Genomic DNA, 21022 nt, shown 5'->3' with positions numbered 1-21022 from the left:
GAAGCGCGCAGCGCTTCCAGGGTGGGCCTCACACCAACGGCCGGCTTTCCAGCCACGGGTGGCGGGCCAGCCGCTCGGTTTCGAATGCGCGGATCTTGTCGGACTGGCGCAAGGTCAGGCCGATATCGTCGAAACCATTGGTCAGGCAATATTTGCGGAAAGGTTCGATGTCGAACGGCATCTCGCGGCCATCGGCGGCAAGCACGACCTGCCGTTCGAGATCGATGCGCAGCGTGTAGCCGGGAAATGCCTTGACCTCGTCGAACAGGCGCGCCACTTCGAGCTCGGACAGCACGATGGGCAGCAGGCCGTTCTTGAAGCTGTTGTTGAAGAAGATGTCGGCATACGATGGCGCGATGATGGCGCGAAAGCCGAACTGCGTCAGCGCCCAGGGCGCGTGCTCGCGGCTGGAGCCGCAGCCGAAGTTCTTGCGCGCCAGCAGCACCGACGCCCCCTGGTAGCGCGGCTGGTTCAGCACGAACTCGGGATTCAGCGGCCGCTTGCTGTTGTCCATGCCCGGCTCGCCATGATCCAGGTAGCGCAGCTCATCGAACAGGTTGGGGCCGAAACCCGTGCGCTTGATCGATTTAAGGAACTGCTTCGGGATGATGAGATCGGTGTCGACGTTTTCGCGGTCGAGCGGGGCCACCAGGCCTTCGTGAGTAGTGAATGCTTGCATGATGTTGGCTCTTAGCGGAAGTTGCGGACGTCGACGAAATGGCCAGCCACCGCGGCAGCCGCGGCCATCGCGGGGCTGACCAGGTGCGTGCGCCCGCCCTGTCCCTGGCGGCCCTCGAAGTTGCGGTTCGAGGTCGAGGCGCAGCGCTCTTCGGGTTCGAGGCGGTCGGCGTTCATGGCCAGGCACATCGAGCAACCGGGCTCGCGCCATTCGAAACCGGCCTCGATGAAGATCTTGTCCAGCCCTTCACGCTCGGCCTGCTGCTTGATCAGGCCCGAGCCGGGCACGACCATTGCCTGCCGCACATTGGACGCCACATGCTTGCCACGCGCCACGGCGGCGGCGGCGCGCAGGTCTTCGATGCGCGAGTTGGTACACGAACCGATGAAGACGCGATCGACGCGGATGTCGGTAAGCGGCGTGTTGGGCTTGAGGCCCATGTACTGCAGCGCACGTTCCATGCCGCTGCGGCGCACGTCGTCTTTTTCGCGATCGGGATCGGGCACGCGTGAATCCACGGGCAACACCATTTCGGGCGAAGTCCCCCAGGTGACCTGCGGCTGGATGTCCTTGGCGTTGACCTCGACGACGCGGTCGAAACTGGCGCCGGCATCGCTGTGCAGCGTACGCCAGTAGGCCACTGCCTGGTCCCAGAGCACGCCGTTGGGCGCAAAGGGCCGGCCACGGAAGTATTCGATGGTCTTGTCGTCGACCGCCACCATGCCCGAGCGGGCGCCCGCTTCGATGGCCATGTTGCAGACCGTCATGCGGCCTTCGACCGACAGGCCACGTATGGTGCTGCCGGCGAACTCGATGGCATGGCCCGTGCCGCCGGCCGTGCCGATGAGGCCGATGATGTGCAGTACCACATCCTTGGCCGTACAGCCGAAAGGCAGTTCGCCTTCGACCTTGATCAGCATGCTCTTGGCTTTTTTCATGAGCAGGGTCTGCGTGGCCAGCACGTGCTCGACCTCGGAGGTGCCGATGCCGAAGGCCAGCGCGCCCAGCGCGCCGTGTGTACTGGTATGCGAATCGCCGCACACCACCGTCATGCCGGGCAGCGTGGCGCCTTGCTCGGGTCCGATGACGTGGACGATGCCCTGGCGCAGGTCGGTCATGCGGAACTCGGTAATGCCGTACTTGTCGCAGTTCGAGTCCAGCGTATCGACCTGCAGCTTCGACACTGGGTCATCGATGCCGAGCGCGCGATTCAGCGTGGGCACGTTGTGATCGGCCACCGCCAGGTTGGCGCTGATGCGCCACGGTTTGCGGCCGGCCAGGGCCAGGCCTTCGAACGCCTGCGGGCTGGTGACCTCATGCAGCAGGTGGCGATCGATATACAGCAGACAGGTGCCGTCGGATTCCTGGTGGACGACGTGTGCGTCCCAGAGTTTGTCGTAGAGAGTGTGGGCCATGAGTAGACTCGCGCAATGTCCGGCCAAGCCGGACGGGGACATCGAAAAACCGATGCCCCGATTATGCCCAGGCTCTCAACCTAGTACAACGTCAGCAGTTATCCTAGTATTGAAACCACCACCCTACCCGTCCTGCCGGCATCGTGGCGCCAGGCTACTTGCTCTTGCCGCCAGCCTGCTCATACAGCGGCATGACCCGCTGGGAGGCCGCTTGCAGCTCGGAAATGCGCGTTGCCGCCGATGGGTGGGTGGACATGAACTCGGGCGGCGCATTGCCGCTGTCGGCCGCCCCCATTTTCTGCCACAAGGTAACCGCGGCGCGCGGGTCGTAGCCAGCACGCGCGGCCAGCTCGACCCCCATGAGGTCGGCCTCGGTTTCGTGCGTGCGGCTGTTGGGCAGGGTAAACATGACATCGGTCAGCTTGCTGCCCAGGTCGGCAGGCACGCCGGTGGCGATGGACAACACTGACAGGCCCAGGTTGGTGACCATCTGCTGCGATACGCGCTCGCGCGCATGCTCGCGCAGGGCGTGCGAGATTTCATGCCCCAGCACGGCGGCCAATTCGGCGTCGGTGGGCTTGATCTGGGCGAGCAAGCCGGTATACACGGCGATCTTGCCGCCCGGCATGCACCATGCGTTGACTTCGCTGACCGACAGCACGTGCACTTCCCATTGCCAGCCGGCCGCATCGGGACGGAACGTGCCGACCTGCGCGATCAGGCGCTTCGAGATGGCGCGCACCCGCGCCACCTGGTTGGCATCCTGGTCCAGTGCGCCCTGGGCGCGGGCCTTCTGGATGATCTCTGAATACTGCTGGCCGGCTTCCTGTTCCAGCGCCTGTTCGGGCACCATGCTGGACATGTACTGGGTGCGGTCCACCCCCACCGTGCCCGATTGCGTGGTCTGTACGCTGGCGCAGCCCGCCAGCGCCAAGCTTCCGGCAACTGCCGCCACCCGCAGCGATTTCCGCAAAACCGTCCGAATTCCAGCGTTCATGAGGCCCCCTTGCATCGTAAGCGTTGTCGAACCGGCGCGCCTTCGGCTTGCTGTCCACCGGGACTGCCGGTTGTCCGGGCTCATCCCCCAAGGGGGCGCTTTTTCCCTTGGGGCACCCGGGGGTAGAAAATGCTCAGCCGCACTGCCCCCGATGGCGCAATGCGTGGTCTATCAGTACCAGGGCCAGCATGGCTTCGGCGATCGGCGTGGCGCGGATGCCCACGCAGGGATCGTGGCGACCGAGCGTCTGCACCATGACGGGTTCGCCCGCGCGGTTGACCGAACGGCGCTCGACGCGGATGCTGGACGTCGGCTTGATGGCCAGGGACACAGTGACAGGCTGTCCTGTTGAAATGCCGCCCAGCACGCCGCCCGCATTGTTGCCGACGAAACCATCGGGCGTGATTTCATCGCCGTGCTCCGAGCCGCGCTGGGCGATGCAGTCGAAGCCCGCGCCTATGGATACACCCTTGACGGCATTGAGCCCCATCATGACATGGGCGATGTCGGCGTCGAGCCGATCGTACAGGGGTTCGCCCCAGCCGGCCGGCAGGTTCTCGGCCACCACCTCGATGCGTGCGCCGACCGAATCGCCGTCGCGGCGCAACTGGTCCATGTAGGCCTCGAGCTCGGGCACGATGGCAGCGTTGGGAGCATAGAAAGGGTTGGCGGATACCTCGCCCCAGGACTCGAACGGGATGGCGATGGGCCCTAGTTGGCTCATGTAGCCGCGCACCCGCACCCCATGCTGTTCGGCCAGCCACTTCTTGGCAATGGCGCCGGCGGCCACGGTGGGCGCGGTCAGGCGTGCCGACGAGCGGCCACCGCCACGCGGGTCGCGCAAGCCATACTTGTGCGTGTAGGTGAAGTCGGCATGGCCGGGCCGGAAAGTATCGGCGATGTTGGAATAGTCTTTGCTGCGCGCGTCGGTATTGCGGATCAGCAGCCCGATGGGCGTGCCGGTGGTCACGCCCTGGTAGACCCCCGACAGGATCTCGACCTGGTCTGCCTCTTGGCGCTGCGTGACATGGCGCGAGGTACCGGGCCGGCGCCGATCGAGCTCGGCCTGGATATCCGCGGCGTCCAGCGCCAATCCGGGCGGGCAGCCGTCAACCACGCAGCCGATGGCCGGCCCGTGCGATTCGCCGAAATTAGTGACGCAGAAGAGACTACCTAGGGTGTTGCCGGACATAGACGGGTCGGGAATGCGTTGGAAGCAGGTTCGATTATGACACCGACCGGACCGCCACTGGCTACCAAACGTAGGCGGCCGGCGTGCTGGCGGACCGCCGGCATCAGGAGGAGCAGCTCACTTCGATGCCGCCAGCCCAGTCGGGCGGCAGCGCCGCGTAGGCCTCGCGGCCGGGTTGCTCGGTATAGGGGTCGCGCAGCAGGCCCAGCAGGATGTCGATGTCTTCTGCGCTACCCGCCTTGGCGGCCTGGATGGCCTGTTCGGCCAGGTGGTTGCGCAGAATATAGAGCGGGTTGACGGCATCCATGGCGGCTGCGCGCGCCTGGGCATCGCCCGCGGCGCCATCTTGCGCGTGGCGCGCCGCCAGGCGCTCGTACCAGGCCAGGGCAGCATCGCGGTCGATGAACAAATCCTGGAAGCCTTGGGCCTGGCCACGCACCGCATCGGCCAGGCGACGGAACGTCAGGGTGAAATCGGCGCGATTGTCGTGCATCAGCCGCAGCAGGTCGTCGAGCAGGGGCTCGTCGTCGATCCGCCAATCGTGCAGGCCCAGCTTGGCCGCCATGCGCTGGTGAAAAGCCCGGGTAAAGGTGGCCTCGTAGCCGTCGAGTACGCTGCGCAGCGCATCGACATCAGGCACCAGGGCATGCAGGCTGCCGCCAAGGCGATACAGGTTCCACAAGGCTACCGACGGCTGGCGGTTCCAGGCGTAGCGCCCTTCGCTGTCGGAATGGTTGCAGATGTGGTCTAGCCGGAAGGCGTCCATGAAACCGTAAGGGCCGTAGTCCAGCGTCAGCCCCAGAATCGACATGTTGTCGGTATTCATGACGCCATGGCAAAACCCCACGGCCTGCCAATCGGCCATCAGCAGGGCCGTGCGGCGAGTAACCTCGGCCAGCAGGCGCAGCAGCGCCCCTTCGGGGCCTGCCACGCCGCCCTGGGCCTCGCGGCAGGCCGGATAGAACTTGTCGATGACGTAATCGGCCAGGATGCGCAGTTCTTCAGGCTGCCGCCGCGACGACCAATGCTCGAACGAGCCGAAACGCACGAAGCTGGGCGACATGCGCGTCACGATGGCCGCGGTCTCGACCGTTTCCCGCATGACAGGGTCATCGGAGACCACCAGCGCCAGCGCGCGCGTGGTGGGAATGCCCAGGCCATGCATGGCCTCGCTGGCCAGGTATTCGCGCACCGAAGACCGCAGCACCGCCCGGCCATCAGCCATGCGCGAATATGGGGTCATGCCTGCCCCCTTGAGCTGCAGTTCCCAGTTCCCCTGGGGCCCGACGACTTCGCCCAGCAAATGCGCACGGCCATCGCCGAGTTGGCCCGCCCATACGCCGAACTGGTGGCCGCTATAGACAGACGCCAGCGTCTGGCCGCCCGGCAGCGGCTGCTGGCCCGAGACCACCCGCAAAAAGGCGTCGGAATGCAATGCCTGCCTGGACAGGCCGATCAGGGCACCCGCCTGTTCGTTGGCATGCAGCAAACGCGGCGCCGTCAGGGGCTGTGGCTCGAGCCGGGTGTAGAACGCCTTCGGCAAGGCGGCGAAGGAATTGTCCAGCCGAAGCTGGTCCAGGGTATCGACAGTCATGGCGTGCCTCCGGCACGGCGGGCCCGGGCGGCACGCTTGGCGGGACGCACGTACAGGATGGCGGACACGAAGAACACCAGCGATAACGCGACCTCGATACCGCCCAGCGCCGCCGACAGCGGGGCTGGATCGGACATGGCACGCACCACGCCTTCCATCAGGTACAGCAGCACCAGCATGGAAGACCACTGGAAGGTGTACAGGTCGCCGCGCAGGATGCCTCGCAGCGAAAACGCCAGCGGAAAGGCTTTGAGGAACAGCCACGAACCGCCTGGCCGGATGGGGGCCAGGAAGGTTTCCCAAGCCACGCACAACACGATCAGGGCCAGCAGCGAAGCCACCGCCAGGCGCCGTAAATGGGGGTTGAGTTCAGGGTTCATACTGCTATTATCGCCTGATGAGCCACTCTGCCGAGCCCGCTGCCTCTCAGCCGGCGGCGGTCGCTGCCCCCCGTCAGCGCGCGCCCTGGATAGCGCGCGCGGGCCGGATGTTCCGTTTCGCGGCGCAGCGCGCCGACGAAGAAAAGCTGCTGCAAGTTTCTTCCAGCCTGACGTTCACCACGGTATTGGGCATCGTGCCCATGCTGGCTGTGGTGTTGTCGCTGTTCACGGCCTTCCCTGTTTTCCAGGATTTCCGCCTGGCCCTCGAAGACTTCCTGGCCAACAGCCTGATGCCGCCGGCCGTGTCCGACAACATCATGGACTATCTCAACCAGTTCGCATACCAGGCTTCGCGCCTGACCGCCATTGGCGGCGCGTTCCTGGTGGTCACGTCGCTGCTGCTCATCATGACCATCGACAAGACTTTCAACGACATCTGGCATGTCACGCGCCAGCGGCCGCTGCCCCAGCGCGCCTTGGTGTACTGGGCGGTAGTGACACTGGGGCCCGTCGTGGCCGGCGCCAGTTTGTGGGCCACTTCATTCCTGGCACGAGAGTCCCTGGGCCTGGTGAGCGATGTGCCGGAAGTCGTCAGCCTGGCGATCTCGTTCGTGCCGCTGATCCTGACCGGACTGGGATTCGCGGCACTGTTCGTGGTCGTGCCCAACCGCCATGTGTACTGGCGCGACGCGCTGATTGGCGGTTTCGGCACGGCCATCGTGCTCGAATTGATGAAAGCGGCGTTTGCCTACTACCTGACCCGATTCCCCACCTATACAGTCATCTACGGCGCCTTCGCCACGCTGCCGATTTTCCTGCTGTGGATCTATCTGTCGTGGCTGGCGGTGCTGTTCGGCGCCACCGTGGCTGCCAGCGCGCCACAGATCCGCCTGGGTCGCTGGGAGATCAACAGCAGCCCGGGCACGCCCTTCATCGACGCCCTGGCGGTACTCAGTTCGCTGCACGCCGCGCAAGGCATGCGGCCGGCCGGACGCAGCGCCAGCGCCCTGGCCAAGCGGCTGCATCTGCACCACGACGAATTGAACGCCGTACTGGAAAAACTGGAAAACCTGGGCCTGGTGGCCCGTACTGCCGAGCAGCACTGGATGCTGGCCTGCGATCCGCGCAAGACCACCCTGGACCCCGTATTCGACAATTTCCTGCTCGACCGGAACCAGCCCCGGCTACGCGACGACCCTCGCGTGGTGCAAGCCGCGGCCGCCGTGCTGGGCGCGAGCCAGGCCCCTACACTGGAAGAAGTGGCCAGCCTGGCGCACAATATACCTGACGGACTTGCAGCGATCGTACCGCTCGAGGCAGGCAAGAATAGTAGAAGGGGCCGCGTGTCCCGGGAGAATCATCATGTTGAAAGTCAGTGAAATCCTTCGCGTGAAGGGCGACACGCTCTATACGGCCTCGCCAGACATGCCCGTGACAATGGCCGCGCAAACCATGAGCGAACAGGACATCGGCTCGCTGGTCATCATGGAATCCGGCATGTTGGCCGGCATGCTGACTTTCCGCGAGATCATCCGCCACCTGCACGACCACGACGGACAGTTGGGACAGACTACCGTGCGCGCCATCATGGACGACGCCCCGGTCAGCGTCTCGCCAAACACCAGTGCCGACGAAGTACAGCGGCTGATGCTGGAAAAGCATGCCCGCTACATTCCTGTCATGGATGGCCCCACCCTGATGGGGGTGATTTCCTTCTACGACATGGCGCAAGCCATCGTGGCCGCGCAGCAGTTCGAAAACAACATGCTCAAGGCCTACATTCGCGACTGGCCCATGGACGGCAGCACCCTCAACAAATCCTGAGCGCGGCGGCACCCCGCCGCCACACGCCTCAGGATGCAGCTGGCAGGGGCTCGTCGAGCGGCGCACGTTCGCGCGGGGCGCCCTGCAGGCTGCGCCAGGCCTCGTAGATCAAGGAAGGATCGTTGGACGCCAGGCGCGCCGGATCCGACAGCAAGCGCCGCCAGCGGCGTGCCCCCGACTGTCCATTAACCAATCCCAGCAATGGGCGCACGATGACCCGCAGCGGTACGCCCAGATCTACCTGCCCTGCCGCATAGCGCACCATCGCGTCGACCACCTGGGCATCGGTAGGCAGCCGCACCGACGGCCACAGCCGCAACGAGGCTTCCGACAACACGCGGGGCGTATGCCAGGCGGCCCGCCCCAGCATCACGCCGTCGAAGTCCCCCGCCGCGTCCATGGCCTGCGCCGCGTCCGCCAGGCCGCCGTTGAGCACGATGACGCTGTCGGGAAAATCGGCCTTCAATTGCTGCGCCACGGTGTAGCGCAGGGGCGGGATCTCGCGGTTGTCTTTGGGTGACAAGCCCTTCAGCACCGCATTGCGGGCGTGCACGATGAACACGCGGCAGCCGGTATCGTGGATGGCGCCCACGAAATCGCGCACGAAGCCATATGACTCGTCATAGTCGAGGCCCAGGCGATGCTTGACCGTCACCGGCACGTCGACCGCATCCTGCATGGCCTTCATGCAATCGGCCACCAACGCGGGCTCGGCCATCAGGCAGGCGCCGAAGGCACCGCGCTGCACCCGTTCCGACGGACAGCCGCAGTTCAGGTTGATTTCGTCATAGCCCCATTGGCGGCCCAGGCGCGCGGCGTGGGCCAGCGCATCGGGCTCGCTGCCGCCCAGCTGCAGGGCCACCGGGTGCTCGGCGCCGTCGAAGTCCAGATGGCGTTCCACATTGCCATGCAGCAGCGCCCCGGTGGTGATCATCTCGGTATACAAGCGCGCGCGCGGCGCCAGCAGCCGATGAAAATAGCGGCAATGCCGGTCGGTCACGTCGATCATGGGGGCGACGCACAGCCGCCAGTCGGAAGAACTCAAGATTGCTCGACAATGATGGGGAATGGCGTATTTTACGGCCCCGGCGCCATGCCGCGGCGCAGTCCCGCCGGGATGGCCCCCGCTCGTAGACTAAAATTGCGGCGCTGCCCGAGCAGTGCCGCCCCGGCCGCTGCCCGAAATTCCACCTCCAATTCGCTGATCCATGGCCGTTTTCACCCCTGTTTCCGACGACGACGCCCGAACCTTGCTGGCAAATTTCGATCTGGGCGACCTGGTGTCGCTGCGCGGCATTACCGCCGGCATCGAAAATACCAATTACTTCCTGATCACCACCCGCGGCGAATACGTGCTGACGCTGTTCGAGGTGCTGACGCAGGCGCAACTGCCCTTCTACATCGAGCTGATGCACCACCTGGCCTCGCGTGGCGTACCGGTGCCGCAACCCCAGACCTTGCGCGACGGCAGCAGGCTCACTTCCCTGCATGGCAAGCCGTGTGCCATCGTGACGCGCCTGCCTGGCGGCTACGAGCCCGCGCCCGGCGCGGCCCATTGTGCGCTGGCTGGCGCCACGCTGGCACGCGCCCACCTGGCCGCGCGCGACTTCCCGTTGCAACAGCCAAACCTGCGCGGCCTTGCATGGTGGGTGGAAACCGGGCCCAAGGTACTGCCGTTCCTGGACGCCGCCCAGGCGCAGTTGCTGACCCGCGAACTGGACGATCAGCAGCGTGTGGCAGCCACGCCGGCCTGGCAAGCGCTGCCGTGCGGCCCGGCCCACTGCGACCTGTTCCGCGACAACGTACTGTTTGCCGGCACCTTCGAAGACCCGCTGATGGGCGGTATCATCGATTTTTACTTTGCCGGCTGCGACACCTGGTTGTTCGATGTGGCCGTCAGCGTCAACGACTGGTGCACCGAACGCGAAAACGGCGTTTTTGTGCCCTCGCTGCTGCAGGCCTGGCTGCAGGCGTACGCTGCGGTACGCCCGTTCACCGACGGCGAACGGCAGGCCTGGCCGCACATGCTGCGCGCCGCGGCGCTGCGTTTCTGGCTATCGCGCCTGTACGACTATTTCCTGCCCAGGCCAGCCCAGACGCTCAAGCCCCACGATCCGCGCCATTTCGAAAGAGTGTTGCAAGCACGCCACCGCCCTGGCCTGCCGGCCTTGCCCTAGGCGCGGTGGCCCGCATAATTGAGTGTAAATCCCTCTTTACGATTCCAACCGACACCTATGCAAGCAGCATCCCTACCCGCATCCTCCGGCTGGCAATGGGTACGCGACGGCCTGCGGCTGTTCATGAAGCAGCCGCTGGCCATGTTTACCTGGGCGCTGGCCATCAGCCTGCTGGTACTGTTTGCGACCTTCACGCCGCCAGTGGGGCCGCTGCTGTTCGTGGCCCTGATGCCGGTCGTGACGCTGATGACGCTATCGGCGTGCAAGCATATCGAAGCCGACCGGGTCATGCTTCCCTCGATGTGGCCCCAGCCGCTGCTGCGCCCGGGCGTCTTCAAGAAAATGCTGATCATCGGCGTTTTGTATGCCGTACTGTGCATCGCGGCCGGCCTGGTGTCGTTCATGCCGTTCGCCAGCGCCCTGACCGAAGGCATGCGGGTGGCCTCGATCGAACAAGACCTTACCCCCTTCATCAGCGCCATGGGGGTGCCGCTGGCGCTGTTCGGGGTGCTGTACATGATTATTGCCGCGCTGTTCTGGCATGCGCCCGTGCTGGTGGCCTGGCATGGCCTGCGCATCGGCCAGGCGCTGTTTTTCTCGGGCATAGCCTGCTGGCGCAACAAATGGCCGTTCCTGGTCTATGGCACCGCCTGGGTGCTGGTGTTCCTGTTCATCGATCTGTGCGCCGGCCTGCTGGTCAGCGCCGGCGTGCCGTCGCAACTGGCCGGTACGCTGCAGATTCCGTTCAATATCGCCGCGGGCGGCGTGCTGTATTGCAGCTTCTATCCCGCGTACACATCGGTCTTCGGCATCGAAGACACGCACGCCCACCTGGATGATGGCTCGAACGACCGCACCCAGTCGGAAGCCTGACGGCGGCTAGTACTGCGGCCCGGAGGTGAAATTCAAGAAGCGCGTGCTGGACCCCTGGAACGTCAGCCGCACGGTACCGATGGGGCCGTTACGCTGCTTGCCCACGATGATCTCGGCCGTGCCCTTGTCGGGTGAATCGGGGTTATAGACTTCATCGCGGTAGATGAACAGGATCAAGTCGGCGTCCTGTTCGATAGCGCCCGATTCCCGCAAGTCGCTCATTACCGGCCGCTTGTTGGGCCGTTGCTCCAGGCTGCGGTTGAGCTGCGACAGCGCGATAAGCGGGCAGTTCAGTTCCTTGGCCAGGCCCTTGAGCGAGCGGCTGATTTCCGAGATTTCGGTGGCACGGTTCTCGCCGCCGCCATTGCCCGACATCAGTTGCAGGTAGTCGATGATGATCAGGCCCAGTTGCCCGCACTGGCGTGCCAGGCGACGCGCTCGCGCGCGCACTTCCATTGCGCTGAGCGACGGCGTTTCATCGATGTAGACCTGGGCGTCCTGCATGAGCTGTACCGCATGCGTGACGCGCGGCCAATCGTCGGCCACCAGCTTGCCGGTACGCATGCGATGCTGGTCGAGCATGCCCACTGAACCCAGCATACGCATCGCCAACTGCACGGCGCCCATTTCCATCGAGAACACGGCCACCGGCAGGCCCTGCTCGATAGCCACGTGTTCGCCGACGTTCATCGAGAACGAGGTCTTGCCCATCGAAGGGCGGCCGGCCACGATGACCAGGTCGCCCGCCTGCAGGCCTGAGGTCATCTTGTCCAAGTCGGAAAACCCGGTGGGCACGCCGGTGACGTCGGAGTCGCCCTCACGGTGATACAGCTCGTCGATGCGCTCGACCACCTGGGTCAAGAGCGGCTGGATTTCTTGGAAACCAGCCGAACCCTTCTCGCCTTCCTGGGCGATCTTGAATACCTTGGATTCGGCTTCGTCCAGCAGTTGACGCGCTTCCTTGCCCTGCGGATTGAGCGCGGCCGAAGAAATCTCGTCGGCCACCGACACCAGCTTGCGCAGCATCGCGCGCTCGCGCACGATTTCGGCGTAGCGACGGATGTTGGCGGCCGACGGCGTATTGTGGGCCAGCGCGTTCAGGTAGGCGAGCCCGCCCGTGTCGTCAGCCTTGCCTGCGCTGATCAGCGATTCGTTGACGGTAATGACGTCGGCCGGCCGTGCCAGGCCAATCAGGCGGGCAATGTGTTGCCAGATCAGGCGATGGTCGTGACGGTAGAAGTCCGCTTCGCCCAGCACGTCGGCAATCCGGTCCCAGGTGCTGTTATCCAGCAGCAAGCCTCCCAGCACCGACTGCTCGGCCTCGATGGAGTGTGGCGGCACGCGCAGGTAATCTAGCTGGGAATCGGCAGGAGTGTTCATCGAATGGACTAATAGAGAGTTCGCAGGGTGTCGGCCACCCGGAAGAAACCTTGGACATCGCGCCCCGGCAGCCAGCCGGCCACCGGGCGCAGCACGGCCGCGCTGGCGCACACCACCCGGGCCAGCCGCTGCAGCCGGGCGCGCACGGCAGGGGCTGGATGGGCCTCGAAATAGACGTCCAGCATCAGTTTACCCAGCCCGGGCAGATTATCGTCGTGCAACTTGCGCAACGCCATCAGCGAGGACACCAATTGGAATAGATCGTAGGCCTGCGCCAGGGGCAGCGACAAGGCGCCGCCGACGTTTTCTTCGAAGTCTATGCGCCACAAATCGCCGTCGCACAAGGTAATGTTGCGGATTTGAGCGCCGCCGTGCCAGTGCCCACCTGCATGAAAGGCGGCCAGATCGGCCGCCAGGGCACGCACCCACTGCACCCGTTGGGCAGGGTCGGCATGCCTGACCAGCCCGGCCAGGTCGTCGCCGACATGCTCGAGCACCAACAGGCCCGGCTCTTCCCACCATACCTGGGGAACCCGGCAGCCAGCCTGCCGCAAGCGGCGCAGGCGCCCGGCCTCGTAGGCCAGGCCGTTGCGCAGCAACACGCCCGGACGCGGAAATTCGCCCAGGAACAACTTGCAGCTCAGCGCCAGCACCAGCGCGCGCAGGTAGCGCAACAGATAACCCAGCGCCTGCAGCACCCCCGAGCGGCGCCGCTTCACCACGCAGGTCACGCCGTCGATCACGACTTCGCGCACGGATGGCTCGCGTGCGGCATCTACGCTGTCGAGCCATGCCCGCAGGCCAGGAGGCGCTTGATGATGCTGAGGCGACGGCTGGCTCAAGAGTATCCCCGAAGGCTGAGTACAGATGGGCTGCGGATGGGCCGCAATAAACAAAAAAGCCGGCACGGTCGCCGGCTTTTTTGCTTGGCGTAAACGCGGGTACTTAGGCGAGGTCGCCTTCGACCACGACGGTTACGTCCACCGTCACGTCGGCGTGCAGCGCGACCTGGATGGGATATTCTCCCACGGCTTTCAGCGGGCCGTTGGGCAGGCGAACCTGGCCCTTTTCAACGGCTTCGAAGCCGGCCTTCTTCAGGCCTTCGGCCACGTCGCCATTGGTGACGGAACCGAACAAGCGGCCATCGACACCGGCCTTTTGCTGGACCTTGAGCTGGTAGCCGGCCAGGCGGCCGCCCAGCGCTTCAGCGGCGGCCAGCTTCTCAGCCTGGACTTTTTCCAGTTCGGCACGGCGGGCTTCGAATTCCTTCAGGGCGGCGTCAGTGGCACGACGGGCCTTTTTCTGGGGAATCAGGAAGTTGCGGGCGTAACCATCGCGCACCCGGACGATTTCGCCCAGGTTGCCCAGGTTGACGACTTTTTCGAGCAGGATGACTTGCATTTCAGTAACCCCGGATCAGTTGTGGTTGTCGGTGTAAGGCAACAGGGCCAGGAAGCGGGCGCGCTTGATGGCGGTGTCCAGCTGACGCTGGTAGTGTGCCTTGGTGCCGGTCAGACGGGCCGGGATGATCTTGCCATTTTCTTGCACGAAATCGCGCAGGGTATCGAGATCCTTGTAGTCGATCTCGTCGACGCCGGCGGCGGTGAAGCGGCAGAACTTGCGACGCTTGAACAGCGGGTTCTGCTGCGTGAATTTACGTTTCTCTTTGCGTTTTCCGAAGAAAGCCATGATGTGCCTCTTAGTCTAGTCGGGTCGGGGCTTTATGCCGCTGGCCCGTAATCTGTGTCTGGTTCCGGTTAGCCTGTCATCCCACCAACGGATCGCGCCCTGCACTGCCGCCGACTTTGCGGGCAAGCTGCAAGTGCAGCTTGACCTTTACCGAATCTTTGCGGGCAGCGGCCAGAAAGCCCTGCACCTGCAGTTCGGTCCCCAGCGGGGTGCCGGCCAGCAGTTGTGCCAGATCGCCCAGGGCCACGGCGGTAATCGTGAGTTCGACGCGGCGCGGATGCCCTGCTTCGACGATTTCCGATTCGTGGGCCAGCAGCATTTCCAGCGCTGGCACGCCGGCGGGAGTATGGCGCAGAGGCTCGCATTCGAGAACGCGGGCGCTGAGTTCCAGGGTGTTCATCCGGCCGGTGCGTGGTGGTGAAACAGTATTGCCGGGTTACTTAGGCCTGGGCCTGGGCCTGGGCCGGAGCCGGGGCCTGGGCCGGTGCAGTCGCTTCCGTGCTGGCCTTGCGGGCCTCTTCGCGCTCGACCGACTTCATCATGATCGAGGGCGTGGTCTGAGCCTTCTTGGTCTTGATGACCAGGTGGCGCAGGACAGCATCGTTGTAGCGGAACGAATGCTCGAGTTCGTCGAGCGTGGCTTGGCCGCACTCGATGTTCATGCAAACGTAATGCGCCTTCACCAGCTTCTGGATGGGATAGGCCAGTTGGCGGCGGCCCCAGTCTTCCAGTCGGTGCACCGTACCGCTTTGGCCGGTAACGAGCGCCTGGTAGCGCTCGACCATGGCGGGCACTTGCTCGCTTTGGTCCGGATGGACAATGAACACTACTTCGTAGTGACGCATGGGTAAAACTCCTTGAGGATGTCTTGCGCGGCAAACCCGAACGCCTGGCTCGCCGCCTGGCTACCGGATAGCCCGCAAGGGGCAGCCCGCCACCCCACAAATAGGGCGATCGAGCAAAGAAAGCCCACGATTATCGCTGATCTTGCGCCATTGCGCAAGCTACGGCCACCTGGGGCGCCCCACCCGGCGCCCTGGGCCGGTTTACCACGCTGACCATCACGTAGCTGATGATCATGAGCAGGAACCACGATCCCAGCTTGGCCGGCGAGACCCAATCCCAGCCGTGCTGCTGGTTGGGGTAGCGCCAGGCATGCGCGAAGGTGCCGATATTCTCGGCAAACCAGATGAACAGCGCCACCAGCACGAAGCCCAGCAGCAGCGGCATGCGCCGGTGCACCTGCCAGATGCGGTAGTGCACCCAGGTGCGGGCAAATAATATGGCGGTCAGCACGAACAGCGCCACGCGCAGGTCGACCACGTAATGGTGAGTGAAGAAATTCGCGTAGATCAGCGCCGACAAGGCCAATGTGGCGCCCAGCGGGGGGTGCGCCGTGAAGCGGAAGTCGAACAGCCGCCAGACGCGCGCCAGATAGCTGCCCACGGCGGCATACATGAAACCCGTGAAGAGCGGCACGCCGCCCAGGCGCAGCACGCTGGCCTCGGGGTAGATCCAGGAGCCGACCGAGGTCTTGAAGAGCTCCATGGCCGTACCCACCACATGGAACATCAAGATGACCCGGGCTTCCGCCCAGGTTTCCATGCGCAAGGCCAGCAGCAGCGCCTGGACGGCCAGGGCCGCCAGCGTCAGGAAATCATAGCGCGCCAGCGCGGCGCCAGGTGGATACCACCAGTGCGTGGCCAGCAGCAGCGCGCACATCAGGCCGCCGAACAGGCAGGCCCAGGCCTGTTTCACACCAAAGCGAAAGAACTCGTACAGCGCCGCCGCCACGCGGCCACGCCCGGCCAGCCGCAAGGCCAGCCGGGATTCCCAGCCCTCGAGCCGCGCGATCAGCGGCCAGTCGCGGGCCGCCGGAGCCGGCGCCATGGCCGCGTTCAGCCCTCGACGACGGCGTACGCGGAATGGTTATGGATGGACTCGAAGTTCTCGGCCTCGACGCGATAGCGCGCCACGCCGGGATGCGCCGCCAGCCGGGCAGCCACGTCGCGCACCAGGTCTTCCACGAACTTGGGGTTGTCGTAGGCGCGCTCGGTGACGAATTTCTCGTCGGGGCGCTTGAGCAGGCCCCACAGTTCGCACGAAGCCTCGTCCTCGACCAACCGGATGATGCGGTCCATGGCCACGTCGCCGTTCAACACGGCCGAGACGGTGACATGCGAACGCTGGTTGTGCGCGCCATATTCGGAAATTGCCTTGGAACACGGGCACAGGCTGGTAACAGGCACCTGCACGACCAGCTCGAATTCGACCTGGTCGCCGGCTGCACGGGCTACCCACTGCACTTCGTAGTCGAGCAGGCTTTGCACGCCCGACACCGGTGCCGACTTGTTGATGAAGTACGGGAAAGCCGCCGTGATATCACCGCGCTCGGCATGCAGCAACGGCAGCATGTCGCGCGCCATGGCCGCAAACAGGGCCGGCGTCATGGGCACGCTGCGGTATTTTTCGAGCAGCGCCATGAATCGCGACATGTGCGTGCCCTTTTCTTCGGCGGGCAGGGCCACCGTCAGGGTCCAGGTGGCCACGGTGGGCTGTGGCGCGCCGTTGGCGTCCGCCACCAGCATGGGGTGCCGCACGCCACGGATGCCTACGCGCTGAATCGGGATGTGCCGCGTATCAGCCGAGCTTTGGACATCGGGCATGACCAGGGCGGGATCGATCGGAGAATTCATAGGGTTACCTGTCAGGGCGGAAAGGAATGAGAATCGCTGTTGCCCTGAAATATGTTAGCGGAGCCATTATTACCGAAAAGCCAGGCCGAAGGTGTGGAAAACCCTCCTACTAGTAGGTTGGTAATTCGGCTTCGCCCCCTATTTGGCCTGCGCAGCAGCCGGGCGGCGCTGCTTTTCAAAGCGGGCACGGATCGAACGCTCGATACCTGCCGCATCCAGCCCCACCCCGGCCAACAGGGCAGACTGCTCGCCATGGTCGATGAAGCGGTCGGGCAGGCCCAATTGCAGCACCGGCACGCCGAGGCCTTCCTGGTGCAGCACTTCGGTCACCGCGCTGCCCGCCCCGCCCATAATGGCGGCTTCTTCGAGGGTGACGATGGCCTCGTGGCCGGCAGCCAGTTCGAGGATCAGTTCGCGGTCGATGGGCTTGACGAAGCGCATATCGGCCACCGTGGCGTCCAATGCTTCAGCCGCGCCCAGAGCCGCCTGCACCAAGGTGCCAAACGCCAGAATGGCAATGCCGCGGCCTTGCCGCCGGACTACGCCCTTGCCCACGGATACGGTATCCAGGCCTGGCGATACTTCGGCACCACGGCCGGCGCCGCGCGGATAGCGCACCGAGGCCGGGCCGGGATGTTCATAACAGGTCGACAGCAGCAAGCGCGCCTCGTTTTCGTCTGAAGGCGTGGCCACCACCATGTTGGGCACGCAGCGCAGGAAGGCGATGTCGTAGTTGCCGGCGTGCGTGGCGCCGTCGGCGCCGACCAGGCCGGCACGATCCAACGCGAACGTGACATCCAGGTTTTGCAGCGCCACGTCATGAATGAGCTGGTCGTAGCCGCGCTGCAGGAAGGTGGAATAAATGGCCACCACCGGCTTCTGGGCCTCGCAGGCCAGGCCCGCGGCAAAGGTCACGGCATGCTGTTCGGCGATGCCCACGTCGAAGTAGCGGCGCGGGAAGCGCTGCTCGAATTCAACCAGGCCGCTGCCTTCGCGCATGGCCGGGGTGATGCCCACCAGGCGCTCGTCGTGCTCGGCCATATCGCACAGCCATTGGCCGAACACTTGCGTGAAGGTCTTGCGCGTGGACGGCTTGGCCTGCTGGATACCGATGGCCGGGTCGAACTTGCCCGGCCCGTGATACAGCACGGGATCGGCCTCGGCCAGCTTGTAGCCCTGCCCCTTGCGCGTCACCACGTGCAGGAACTGCAGGCCTTGCAGGGCCTTCAGGTTCTGCAGGGTGGGCACCAGGGCGTCGAGGTCATGGCCGTCGATCGGGCCGACATAATTGAAGCCGAACTCTTCGAACAGGGTGGCCGGCGTGACCATGCCCTTGGCGTGCTCTTCGAAACGGCGCGCCAGCTCGAGCACCGGGGGCACATGCTGCAGCATGGCCCGGCCCACGTTCTTGGCCGTGGCGTAGAAGCGCCCGGACATCAGGCGGGCCAGGTAGCGGTTCAAGGCCCCCACGGGCGGCGAAATCGACATGTCGTTGTCGTTGAGCACCACCAGCAGATTGATATCCGGCGTGACGCCGGCGTTGTTCATGGCCTCGAACGCCATGCCCGCCGACATGGCGCCATCGCCGATGACCGCGATGTGCTGGCGCTGCACGCCAGCATTGCGCGATGCGACCGCCATGCCCAGCGCGGCCGAGATCGAGGTCGACGAATGCGCCGTGCCGAAGGCGTCGTATTCGGACTCGCTGCGCCTGGGAAAGCCCGAGATGCCGCCTTCCTGGCGCAGGTGGGCCATGCCGGCACGGCGGCCGGTCAGGATCTTGTGCGGATACGACTGGTGGCCGACATCCCAGACGATGCGATCATGCGGTGTGTCGAACACGCTATGCAACGCCAGGGTGAGCTCGATCGTGCCCAGGTTGGACGACAAGTGGCCGCCCGTCCTGGATACGGATTCCAGCACGAAGCCGCGCAGCTCTTCGGCCAGCACCTTGAGCTCGCGGCGATCCAGTTGGCGCAGGTCGGCCGGCGTGTGGATACGGTCCAGTAAGTCTGTCGTCATGCTTGGTATCAACGATCTCTGAGTACGATGTAGTCTGCCAGGCGAGCCAGCATCAAGCCGGAATCACCCAGTGGCGCCAGGGCCGCATGCGCGGCAACGCGCAGCTCTTCGGCCAGCGCGCGGGCCTGGTCCAGGCCCAGCAGCGACACATAGGTGGGCTTGTTGCCTGCCGCGTCTTTGCCGGGTGTCTTGCCCAGGCTGGCGGTATCGGCGGTGACGTCGAGAATGTCGTCAACCACCTGGAATGCCAGGCCGACGGCCTGGGCATAGTCATCCAGCGCCTGCCGGGTACTGGAACTGGCACCGGACACGATGCCGCCCAGGGCGACGCTGCATGCCAGCATGGCGCCGGTTTTCATGCTGTGCATGGTTTGCAGCTCGTCGTGCGACAAGGCGTAGCCGACGCTGTGCAAATCGATGGCCTGCCCGCCCGCCATGCCCTGGCTGCCGGCCGCACGGGCCAGCGCCTGCGTGGCCTGCACCACCAACGCCGGTGCGATGGGCATGTCGGCCAACAGTTCGAAGGCCAGCGGCTGCAGGGCATCGCCAGCCAGCATCGCGGTGGCTTCGTCGAACTGCACGTGCGTGGTGGGACGGCCACGGCGCAGCGTGTCGTCGTCCATGCATGGCAGGTCGTCGTGGATCAGCGAATAGGCGTGGATCAATTCCACGGCGGCGGCGGCGCGGTCCATCGAGGCCTGGATGGCCGCTGCGCTGCCATTGACGGGGCAGGCCTGGCCCGCCGCATAGACCAGCGCGGCGCGAATGCGCTTGCCGCCGCCCAGCACGGCATAGCGCATTGCCTCGTGCAATCGCACGGGCAATGCGTCGGCGGCAGGCAGGCATTCGTCCAGCACGGACTCGATGTGCTGCGCGCGGCCCTGCAACCAGTCCGCGAACGCAAGGTGTTGTTGCTTCATCCGGTTATTCGTCGTCGAGCGCGCGAGGATCCAGCGGCCGCAGCAAACCGTCTTCCAGCACCTTGACCTGCTGCTCGGCTTGCGCCAGGCGCTCTTGGCAGACGCGGGTCAGCTCGACGCCGCGCCGATAGGCTGCCAGCGATTGCTCAAGGGGCAGCGATCCGTCTTCCATGGCGGCGACCAGCGTTTCGAGCTCGGCCAACGCCGTTTCGAAATCCTGGGGCAAGGGGCGGTCGTCATGCTGCGGATCGGTTTGCGGGGAAGTGGCCAAACGGGGGCTCCGTGCGCGGGAATGAATTCGATCCGTGAATTGTAGATGATGCGCGCTGTCCCGCCCGCTTTGCCGCGAACTCAGGAAGGATTGCCCGACAGTTGCCGTACCGCGGCGCGTAGTGCCGGGGCCACCCGCTCGCGCAGCACCGAGGCGGGCAGCAGCGATGCCGGCCCCCCGCAGCTCATGACGAGCAGGCCTTCGCCGGTCACTGACTGAAAGGGCACGGCCACCGCGTTGATATCGGCACGCCAGGCGCCCAGGGCAAAGCAGCAACCAGAGGCTTGCAGGTCGGCATGGGCTTGCGCCACGATGGCCGAGTCCGGGGCGCCCTGCCCCAGGCGCTCAAACAGCGCCGCGCGCTGCGTTTCCGGCAACGCCGCCAAATAGGCCCGTCCCATGGCGCTGTCCAGGCTGGCCCGGTACCCCACGGGTAGCCGCAAGTACAGCTCAGACGAGCCATGAATGGCCTCGACATAGACCATGGCGTCGCCATCGAACGCCCCCAATGCCACCGCACCGCCCGTATCGCGGGCCAACTGGGCCATCGATGCCTTGGCCAGTTCGCGCACTTCCAGCCCGGCCAGCAGCCCGAACCCCAGGGCCAGCACCGCGTAGCCAGGCGAATACTTGCCGCTGTCGGGGTGATAGCGCAAGTAGCCCAGTTCGGTCAGGGTATAGGTGATGCGGCTGATGGTGGGCTTGGGCAAGCCGGTCAGGCCGGCCAGATCCTGGTTGCCCAGTGTGGCGACGCCCGGCCCGAAACAGCGCAGGACGTCCAGCCCGCGCGCCAGCGCCACGATGAAATCGGGCGTGGTCCGGCCCTGGCTGCCGCCGCGGCGGCGCCGGGCCGGGCCACTGCGCTGCGCGAACTCGGCAGCGGGATCAGAAGAATCGAAAGGGGCTTGCATCG

Annotated in this window: 23 protein-coding genes; 4 read left to right on the top strand and 19 right to left on the bottom strand. The window is 65.2% G+C overall.

Going from position 1 to position 21022, the window contains the following annotated elements; all coding sequences use genetic code 11:
- Positions 1-28: 28 nt before the first annotated feature.
- The 6 genes from leuD to KW845_RS29040 all read right to left on the bottom strand — a co-directional run bounded on the left by leuD (position 29) and on the right by KW845_RS29040 (position 6257).
- The gene (gene leuD / locus KW845_RS29065; RefSeq protein WP_218372899.1) at positions 29-679 is read right to left on the bottom strand and encodes a 3-isopropylmalate dehydratase small subunit; all 651 of its coding nucleotides are present in this window, start codon (positions 677-679) and stop codon (positions 29-31) included.
- 11 nt (positions 680-690) lie between these two features.
- Positions 691-2094, bottom strand: a complete 1404-nt coding sequence (gene leuC, locus KW845_RS29060; protein WP_218372898.1) for a 3-isopropylmalate dehydratase large subunit — start codon at positions 2092-2094, stop codon at positions 691-693.
- 154 nt (positions 2095-2248) lie between these two features.
- A complete protein-coding gene (locus tag KW845_RS29055; protein WP_255593033.1) occupies positions 2249-3091 on the bottom strand; it encodes a M48 family metallopeptidase in 843 nt (280 codons plus the stop codon).
- 133 nt (positions 3092-3224) lie between these two features.
- Positions 3225-4283 carry a chorismate synthase gene (aroC, locus tag KW845_RS29050; protein WP_218372897.1) on the bottom strand — a complete coding sequence of 353 codons (1059 nt, stop codon included), beginning with the start codon at positions 4281-4283 and terminating at the stop codon, positions 3225-3227.
- A gap of 103 nt (positions 4284-4386) precedes the next feature.
- Positions 4387-5877 carry a YdiU family protein gene (locus KW845_RS29045; RefSeq protein ID WP_218372896.1) on the bottom strand — a complete coding sequence of 497 codons (1491 nt, stop codon included), beginning with the start codon at positions 5875-5877 and terminating at the stop codon, positions 4387-4389.
- On the bottom strand, positions 5874-6257 hold the full coding sequence (locus KW845_RS29040; RefSeq protein WP_218372895.1) for a DUF2069 domain-containing protein: 384 nt from the start codon (positions 6255-6257) through the stop codon (positions 5874-5876). The genes KW845_RS29045 and KW845_RS29040 overlap by 4 nt, the downstream gene beginning before the upstream one ends.
- 17 nt (positions 6258-6274) lie before the next feature.
- Between KW845_RS29040 and KW845_RS29035 the strand changes: the two genes are divergently transcribed.
- Both KW845_RS29035 and KW845_RS29030 read left to right on the top strand, forming a co-directional pair.
- The gene (locus KW845_RS29035; protein WP_218372894.1) at positions 6275-7636 is read left to right on the top strand and encodes a YihY family inner membrane protein; all 1362 of its coding nucleotides are present in this window, start codon (positions 6275-6277) and stop codon (positions 7634-7636) included.
- Positions 7620-8081, top strand: a complete 462-nt coding sequence (locus KW845_RS29030; protein ID WP_218372893.1) for a CBS domain-containing protein — start codon at positions 7620-7622, stop codon at positions 8079-8081. Before KW845_RS29035 ends, KW845_RS29030 begins: the two co-directional genes overlap by 17 nt.
- A 28-nt stretch (positions 8082-8109) precedes the next feature.
- On the opposite strand, the gene dusA is transcribed toward KW845_RS29030, so the two are convergent.
- Complete coding sequence (gene dusA, locus KW845_RS29025; protein ID WP_218372892.1) at positions 8110-9126, bottom strand: tRNA dihydrouridine(20/20a) synthase DusA; 1017 nt, start codon at positions 9124-9126, stop codon at positions 8110-8112.
- A gap of 163 nt (positions 9127-9289) precedes the next feature.
- On the opposite strand from dusA, the gene KW845_RS29020 reads away from it, so the two are divergent.
- Both KW845_RS29020 and KW845_RS29015 read left to right on the top strand, forming a co-directional pair.
- Complete coding sequence (locus tag KW845_RS29020; protein ID WP_218372891.1) at positions 9290-10258, top strand: homoserine kinase; 969 nt, start codon at positions 9290-9292, stop codon at positions 10256-10258.
- A gap of 57 nt (positions 10259-10315) precedes the next feature.
- The gene (locus KW845_RS29015; protein WP_218372890.1) at positions 10316-11131 is read left to right on the top strand and encodes a BPSS1780 family membrane protein; all 816 of its coding nucleotides are present in this window, start codon (positions 10316-10318) and stop codon (positions 11129-11131) included.
- A 6-nt stretch (positions 11132-11137) separates the two neighbouring features.
- On the opposite strand, the gene KW845_RS29010 is transcribed toward KW845_RS29015, so the two are convergent.
- The 12 genes from KW845_RS29010 to KW845_RS28955 form a co-directional block, all read right to left on the bottom strand.
- Positions 11138-12511, bottom strand: coding sequence for a replicative DNA helicase (locus KW845_RS29010; protein ID WP_218372889.1), 1374 nt, complete (start codon positions 12509-12511; stop codon positions 11138-11140).
- An 8-nt stretch (positions 12512-12519) separates the two neighbouring features.
- On the bottom strand, positions 12520-13353 hold the full coding sequence (locus KW845_RS29005; protein ID WP_218372888.1) for a hypothetical protein: 834 nt from the start codon (positions 13351-13353) through the stop codon (positions 12520-12522).
- Between the two features lie 103 nt (positions 13354-13456).
- Positions 13457-13912, bottom strand: a complete 456-nt coding sequence (gene rplI, locus KW845_RS29000; protein ID WP_218372887.1) for a 50S ribosomal protein L9 — start codon at positions 13910-13912, stop codon at positions 13457-13459.
- Positions 13913-13927: 15 nt separating this feature from the next.
- Positions 13928-14200, bottom strand: a complete 273-nt coding sequence (rpsR, locus tag KW845_RS28995) for a 30S ribosomal protein S18 (RefSeq protein ID WP_209156411.1) — start codon at positions 14198-14200, stop codon at positions 13928-13930.
- Positions 14201-14276: 76 nt separating this feature from the next.
- Entirely contained in the window at positions 14277-14600 is a 324-nt protein-coding gene (gene priB / locus KW845_RS28990) for a primosomal replication protein N (RefSeq protein ID WP_218372886.1), read from the bottom strand.
- Positions 14601-14640: 40 nt separating this feature from the next.
- Entirely contained in the window at positions 14641-15045 is a 405-nt protein-coding gene (rpsF, locus tag KW845_RS28985; RefSeq protein WP_218372885.1) for a 30S ribosomal protein S6, read from the bottom strand.
- A 130-nt stretch (positions 15046-15175) separates the two neighbouring features.
- Positions 15176-16090 (bottom strand): DUF817 domain-containing protein, encoded by a 915-nt coding sequence (locus tag KW845_RS28980; protein WP_218372884.1) that lies wholly within the window; start codon positions 16088-16090, stop codon positions 15176-15178.
- An 8-nt stretch (positions 16091-16098) separates the two neighbouring features.
- Positions 16099-16896: a GTP cyclohydrolase FolE2 gene (folE2, locus tag KW845_RS28975; protein WP_218372883.1), complete on the bottom strand. Its 798-nt coding sequence runs from the start codon at positions 16894-16896 to the stop codon at positions 16099-16101.
- Positions 16897-17034: 138 nt separating this feature from the next.
- A complete protein-coding gene (dxs, locus tag KW845_RS28970) occupies positions 17035-18918 on the bottom strand; it encodes a 1-deoxy-D-xylulose-5-phosphate synthase (protein WP_218372882.1) in 1884 nt (627 codons plus the stop codon).
- A gap of 8 nt (positions 18919-18926) precedes the next feature.
- Positions 18927-19838 (bottom strand): polyprenyl synthetase family protein, encoded by a 912-nt coding sequence (locus tag KW845_RS28965; protein ID WP_218372881.1) that lies wholly within the window; start codon positions 19836-19838, stop codon positions 18927-18929.
- A gap of 4 nt (positions 19839-19842) precedes the next feature.
- Entirely contained in the window at positions 19843-20109 is a 267-nt protein-coding gene (locus KW845_RS28960; RefSeq protein ID WP_012249967.1) for an exodeoxyribonuclease VII small subunit, read from the bottom strand.
- Between the two features lie 80 nt (positions 20110-20189).
- On the bottom strand, positions 20190-21020 hold the full coding sequence (locus KW845_RS28955) for an IclR family transcriptional regulator (RefSeq protein ID WP_218372880.1): 831 nt from the start codon (positions 21018-21020) through the stop codon (positions 20190-20192).
- Positions 21021-21022 lie beyond the last annotated feature (2 nt).

The organism is Bordetella sp. BOR01 (genome assembly GCF_019218885.1).
Lineage (GTDB): Bacteria > Pseudomonadota > Gammaproteobacteria > Burkholderiales > Burkholderiaceae_B > Bordetella_A.
The sequence above is the reverse complement of the archived record's forward strand: the minus strand, read 5'-3'. Positions and strand labels throughout refer to the sequence as shown.

Bases quoted from the DNA above. Each gene is read 5' to 3' on its own strand.
- KW845_RS29015 (WP_218372890.1), top strand. From the start codon at position 10,316: ATGCAAGCAGCATCCCTACCCGCATCCTCCGGCTGGCAATGGGTACGC.
- KW845_RS29045 (WP_218372896.1), bottom strand. From the start codon at position 5,877: ATGACTGTCGATACCCTGGACCAGCTTCGGCTGGACAATTCCTTCGCC.
- rplI (WP_218372887.1), bottom strand. From the start codon at position 13,912: ATGCAAGTCATCCTGCTCGAAAAAGTCGTCAACCTGGGCAACCTGGGC.
- rpsF (WP_218372885.1), bottom strand. From the start codon at position 15,045: ATGCGTCACTACGAAGTAGTGTTCATTGTCCATCCGGACCAAAGCGAG.
- KW845_RS29030 (WP_218372893.1), top strand. From the start codon at position 7,620: ATGTTGAAAGTCAGTGAAATCCTTCGCGTGAAGGGCGACACGCTCTAT.
- KW845_RS29010 (WP_218372889.1), bottom strand. From the start codon at position 12,511: ATGAACACTCCTGCCGATTCCCAGCTAGATTACCTGCGCGTGCCGCCA.
- folE2 (WP_218372883.1), bottom strand. From the start codon at position 16,896: ATGAATTCTCCGATCGATCCCGCCCTGGTCATGCCCGATGTCCAAAGC.
- leuC (WP_218372898.1), bottom strand. From the start codon at position 2,094: ATGGCCCACACTCTCTACGACAAACTCTGGGACGCACACGTCGTCCAC.
- KW845_RS29040 (WP_218372895.1), bottom strand. From the start codon at position 6,257: ATGAACCCTGAACTCAACCCCCATTTACGGCGCCTGGCGGTGGCTTCG.
- KW845_RS28955 (WP_218372880.1), bottom strand. From the start codon at position 21,020: ATGCAAGCCCCTTTCGATTCTTCTGATCCCGCTGCCGAGTTCGCGCAG.
- aroC (WP_218372897.1), bottom strand. From the start codon at position 4,283: ATGTCCGGCAACACCCTAGGTAGTCTCTTCTGCGTCACTAATTTCGGC.
- KW845_RS29055 (WP_255593033.1), bottom strand. From the start codon at position 3,091: ATGAACGCTGGAATTCGGACGGTTTTGCGGAAATCGCTGCGGGTGGCG.
- KW845_RS28980 (WP_218372884.1), bottom strand. From the start codon at position 16,090: ATGGCGCCGGCTCCGGCGGCCCGCGACTGGCCGCTGATCGCGCGGCTC.
- priB (WP_218372886.1), bottom strand. From the start codon at position 14,600: ATGAACACCCTGGAACTCAGCGCCCGCGTTCTCGAATGCGAGCCTCTG.
- KW845_RS29035 (WP_218372894.1), top strand. From the start codon at position 6,275: ATGAGCCACTCTGCCGAGCCCGCTGCCTCTCAGCCGGCGGCGGTCGCT.
- leuD (WP_218372899.1), bottom strand. From the start codon at position 679: ATGCAAGCATTCACTACTCACGAAGGCCTGGTGGCCCCGCTCGACCGC.
- KW845_RS28965 (WP_218372881.1), bottom strand. From the start codon at position 19,838: ATGAAGCAACAACACCTTGCGTTCGCGGACTGGTTGCAGGGCCGCGCG.
- KW845_RS29020 (WP_218372891.1), top strand. From the start codon at position 9,290: ATGGCCGTTTTCACCCCTGTTTCCGACGACGACGCCCGAACCTTGCTG.
- rpsR (WP_209156411.1), bottom strand. From the start codon at position 14,200: ATGGCTTTCTTCGGAAAACGCAAAGAGAAACGTAAATTCACGCAGCAG.
- dxs (WP_218372882.1), bottom strand. From the start codon at position 18,918: ATGACGACAGACTTACTGGACCGTATCCACACGCCGGCCGACCTGCGC.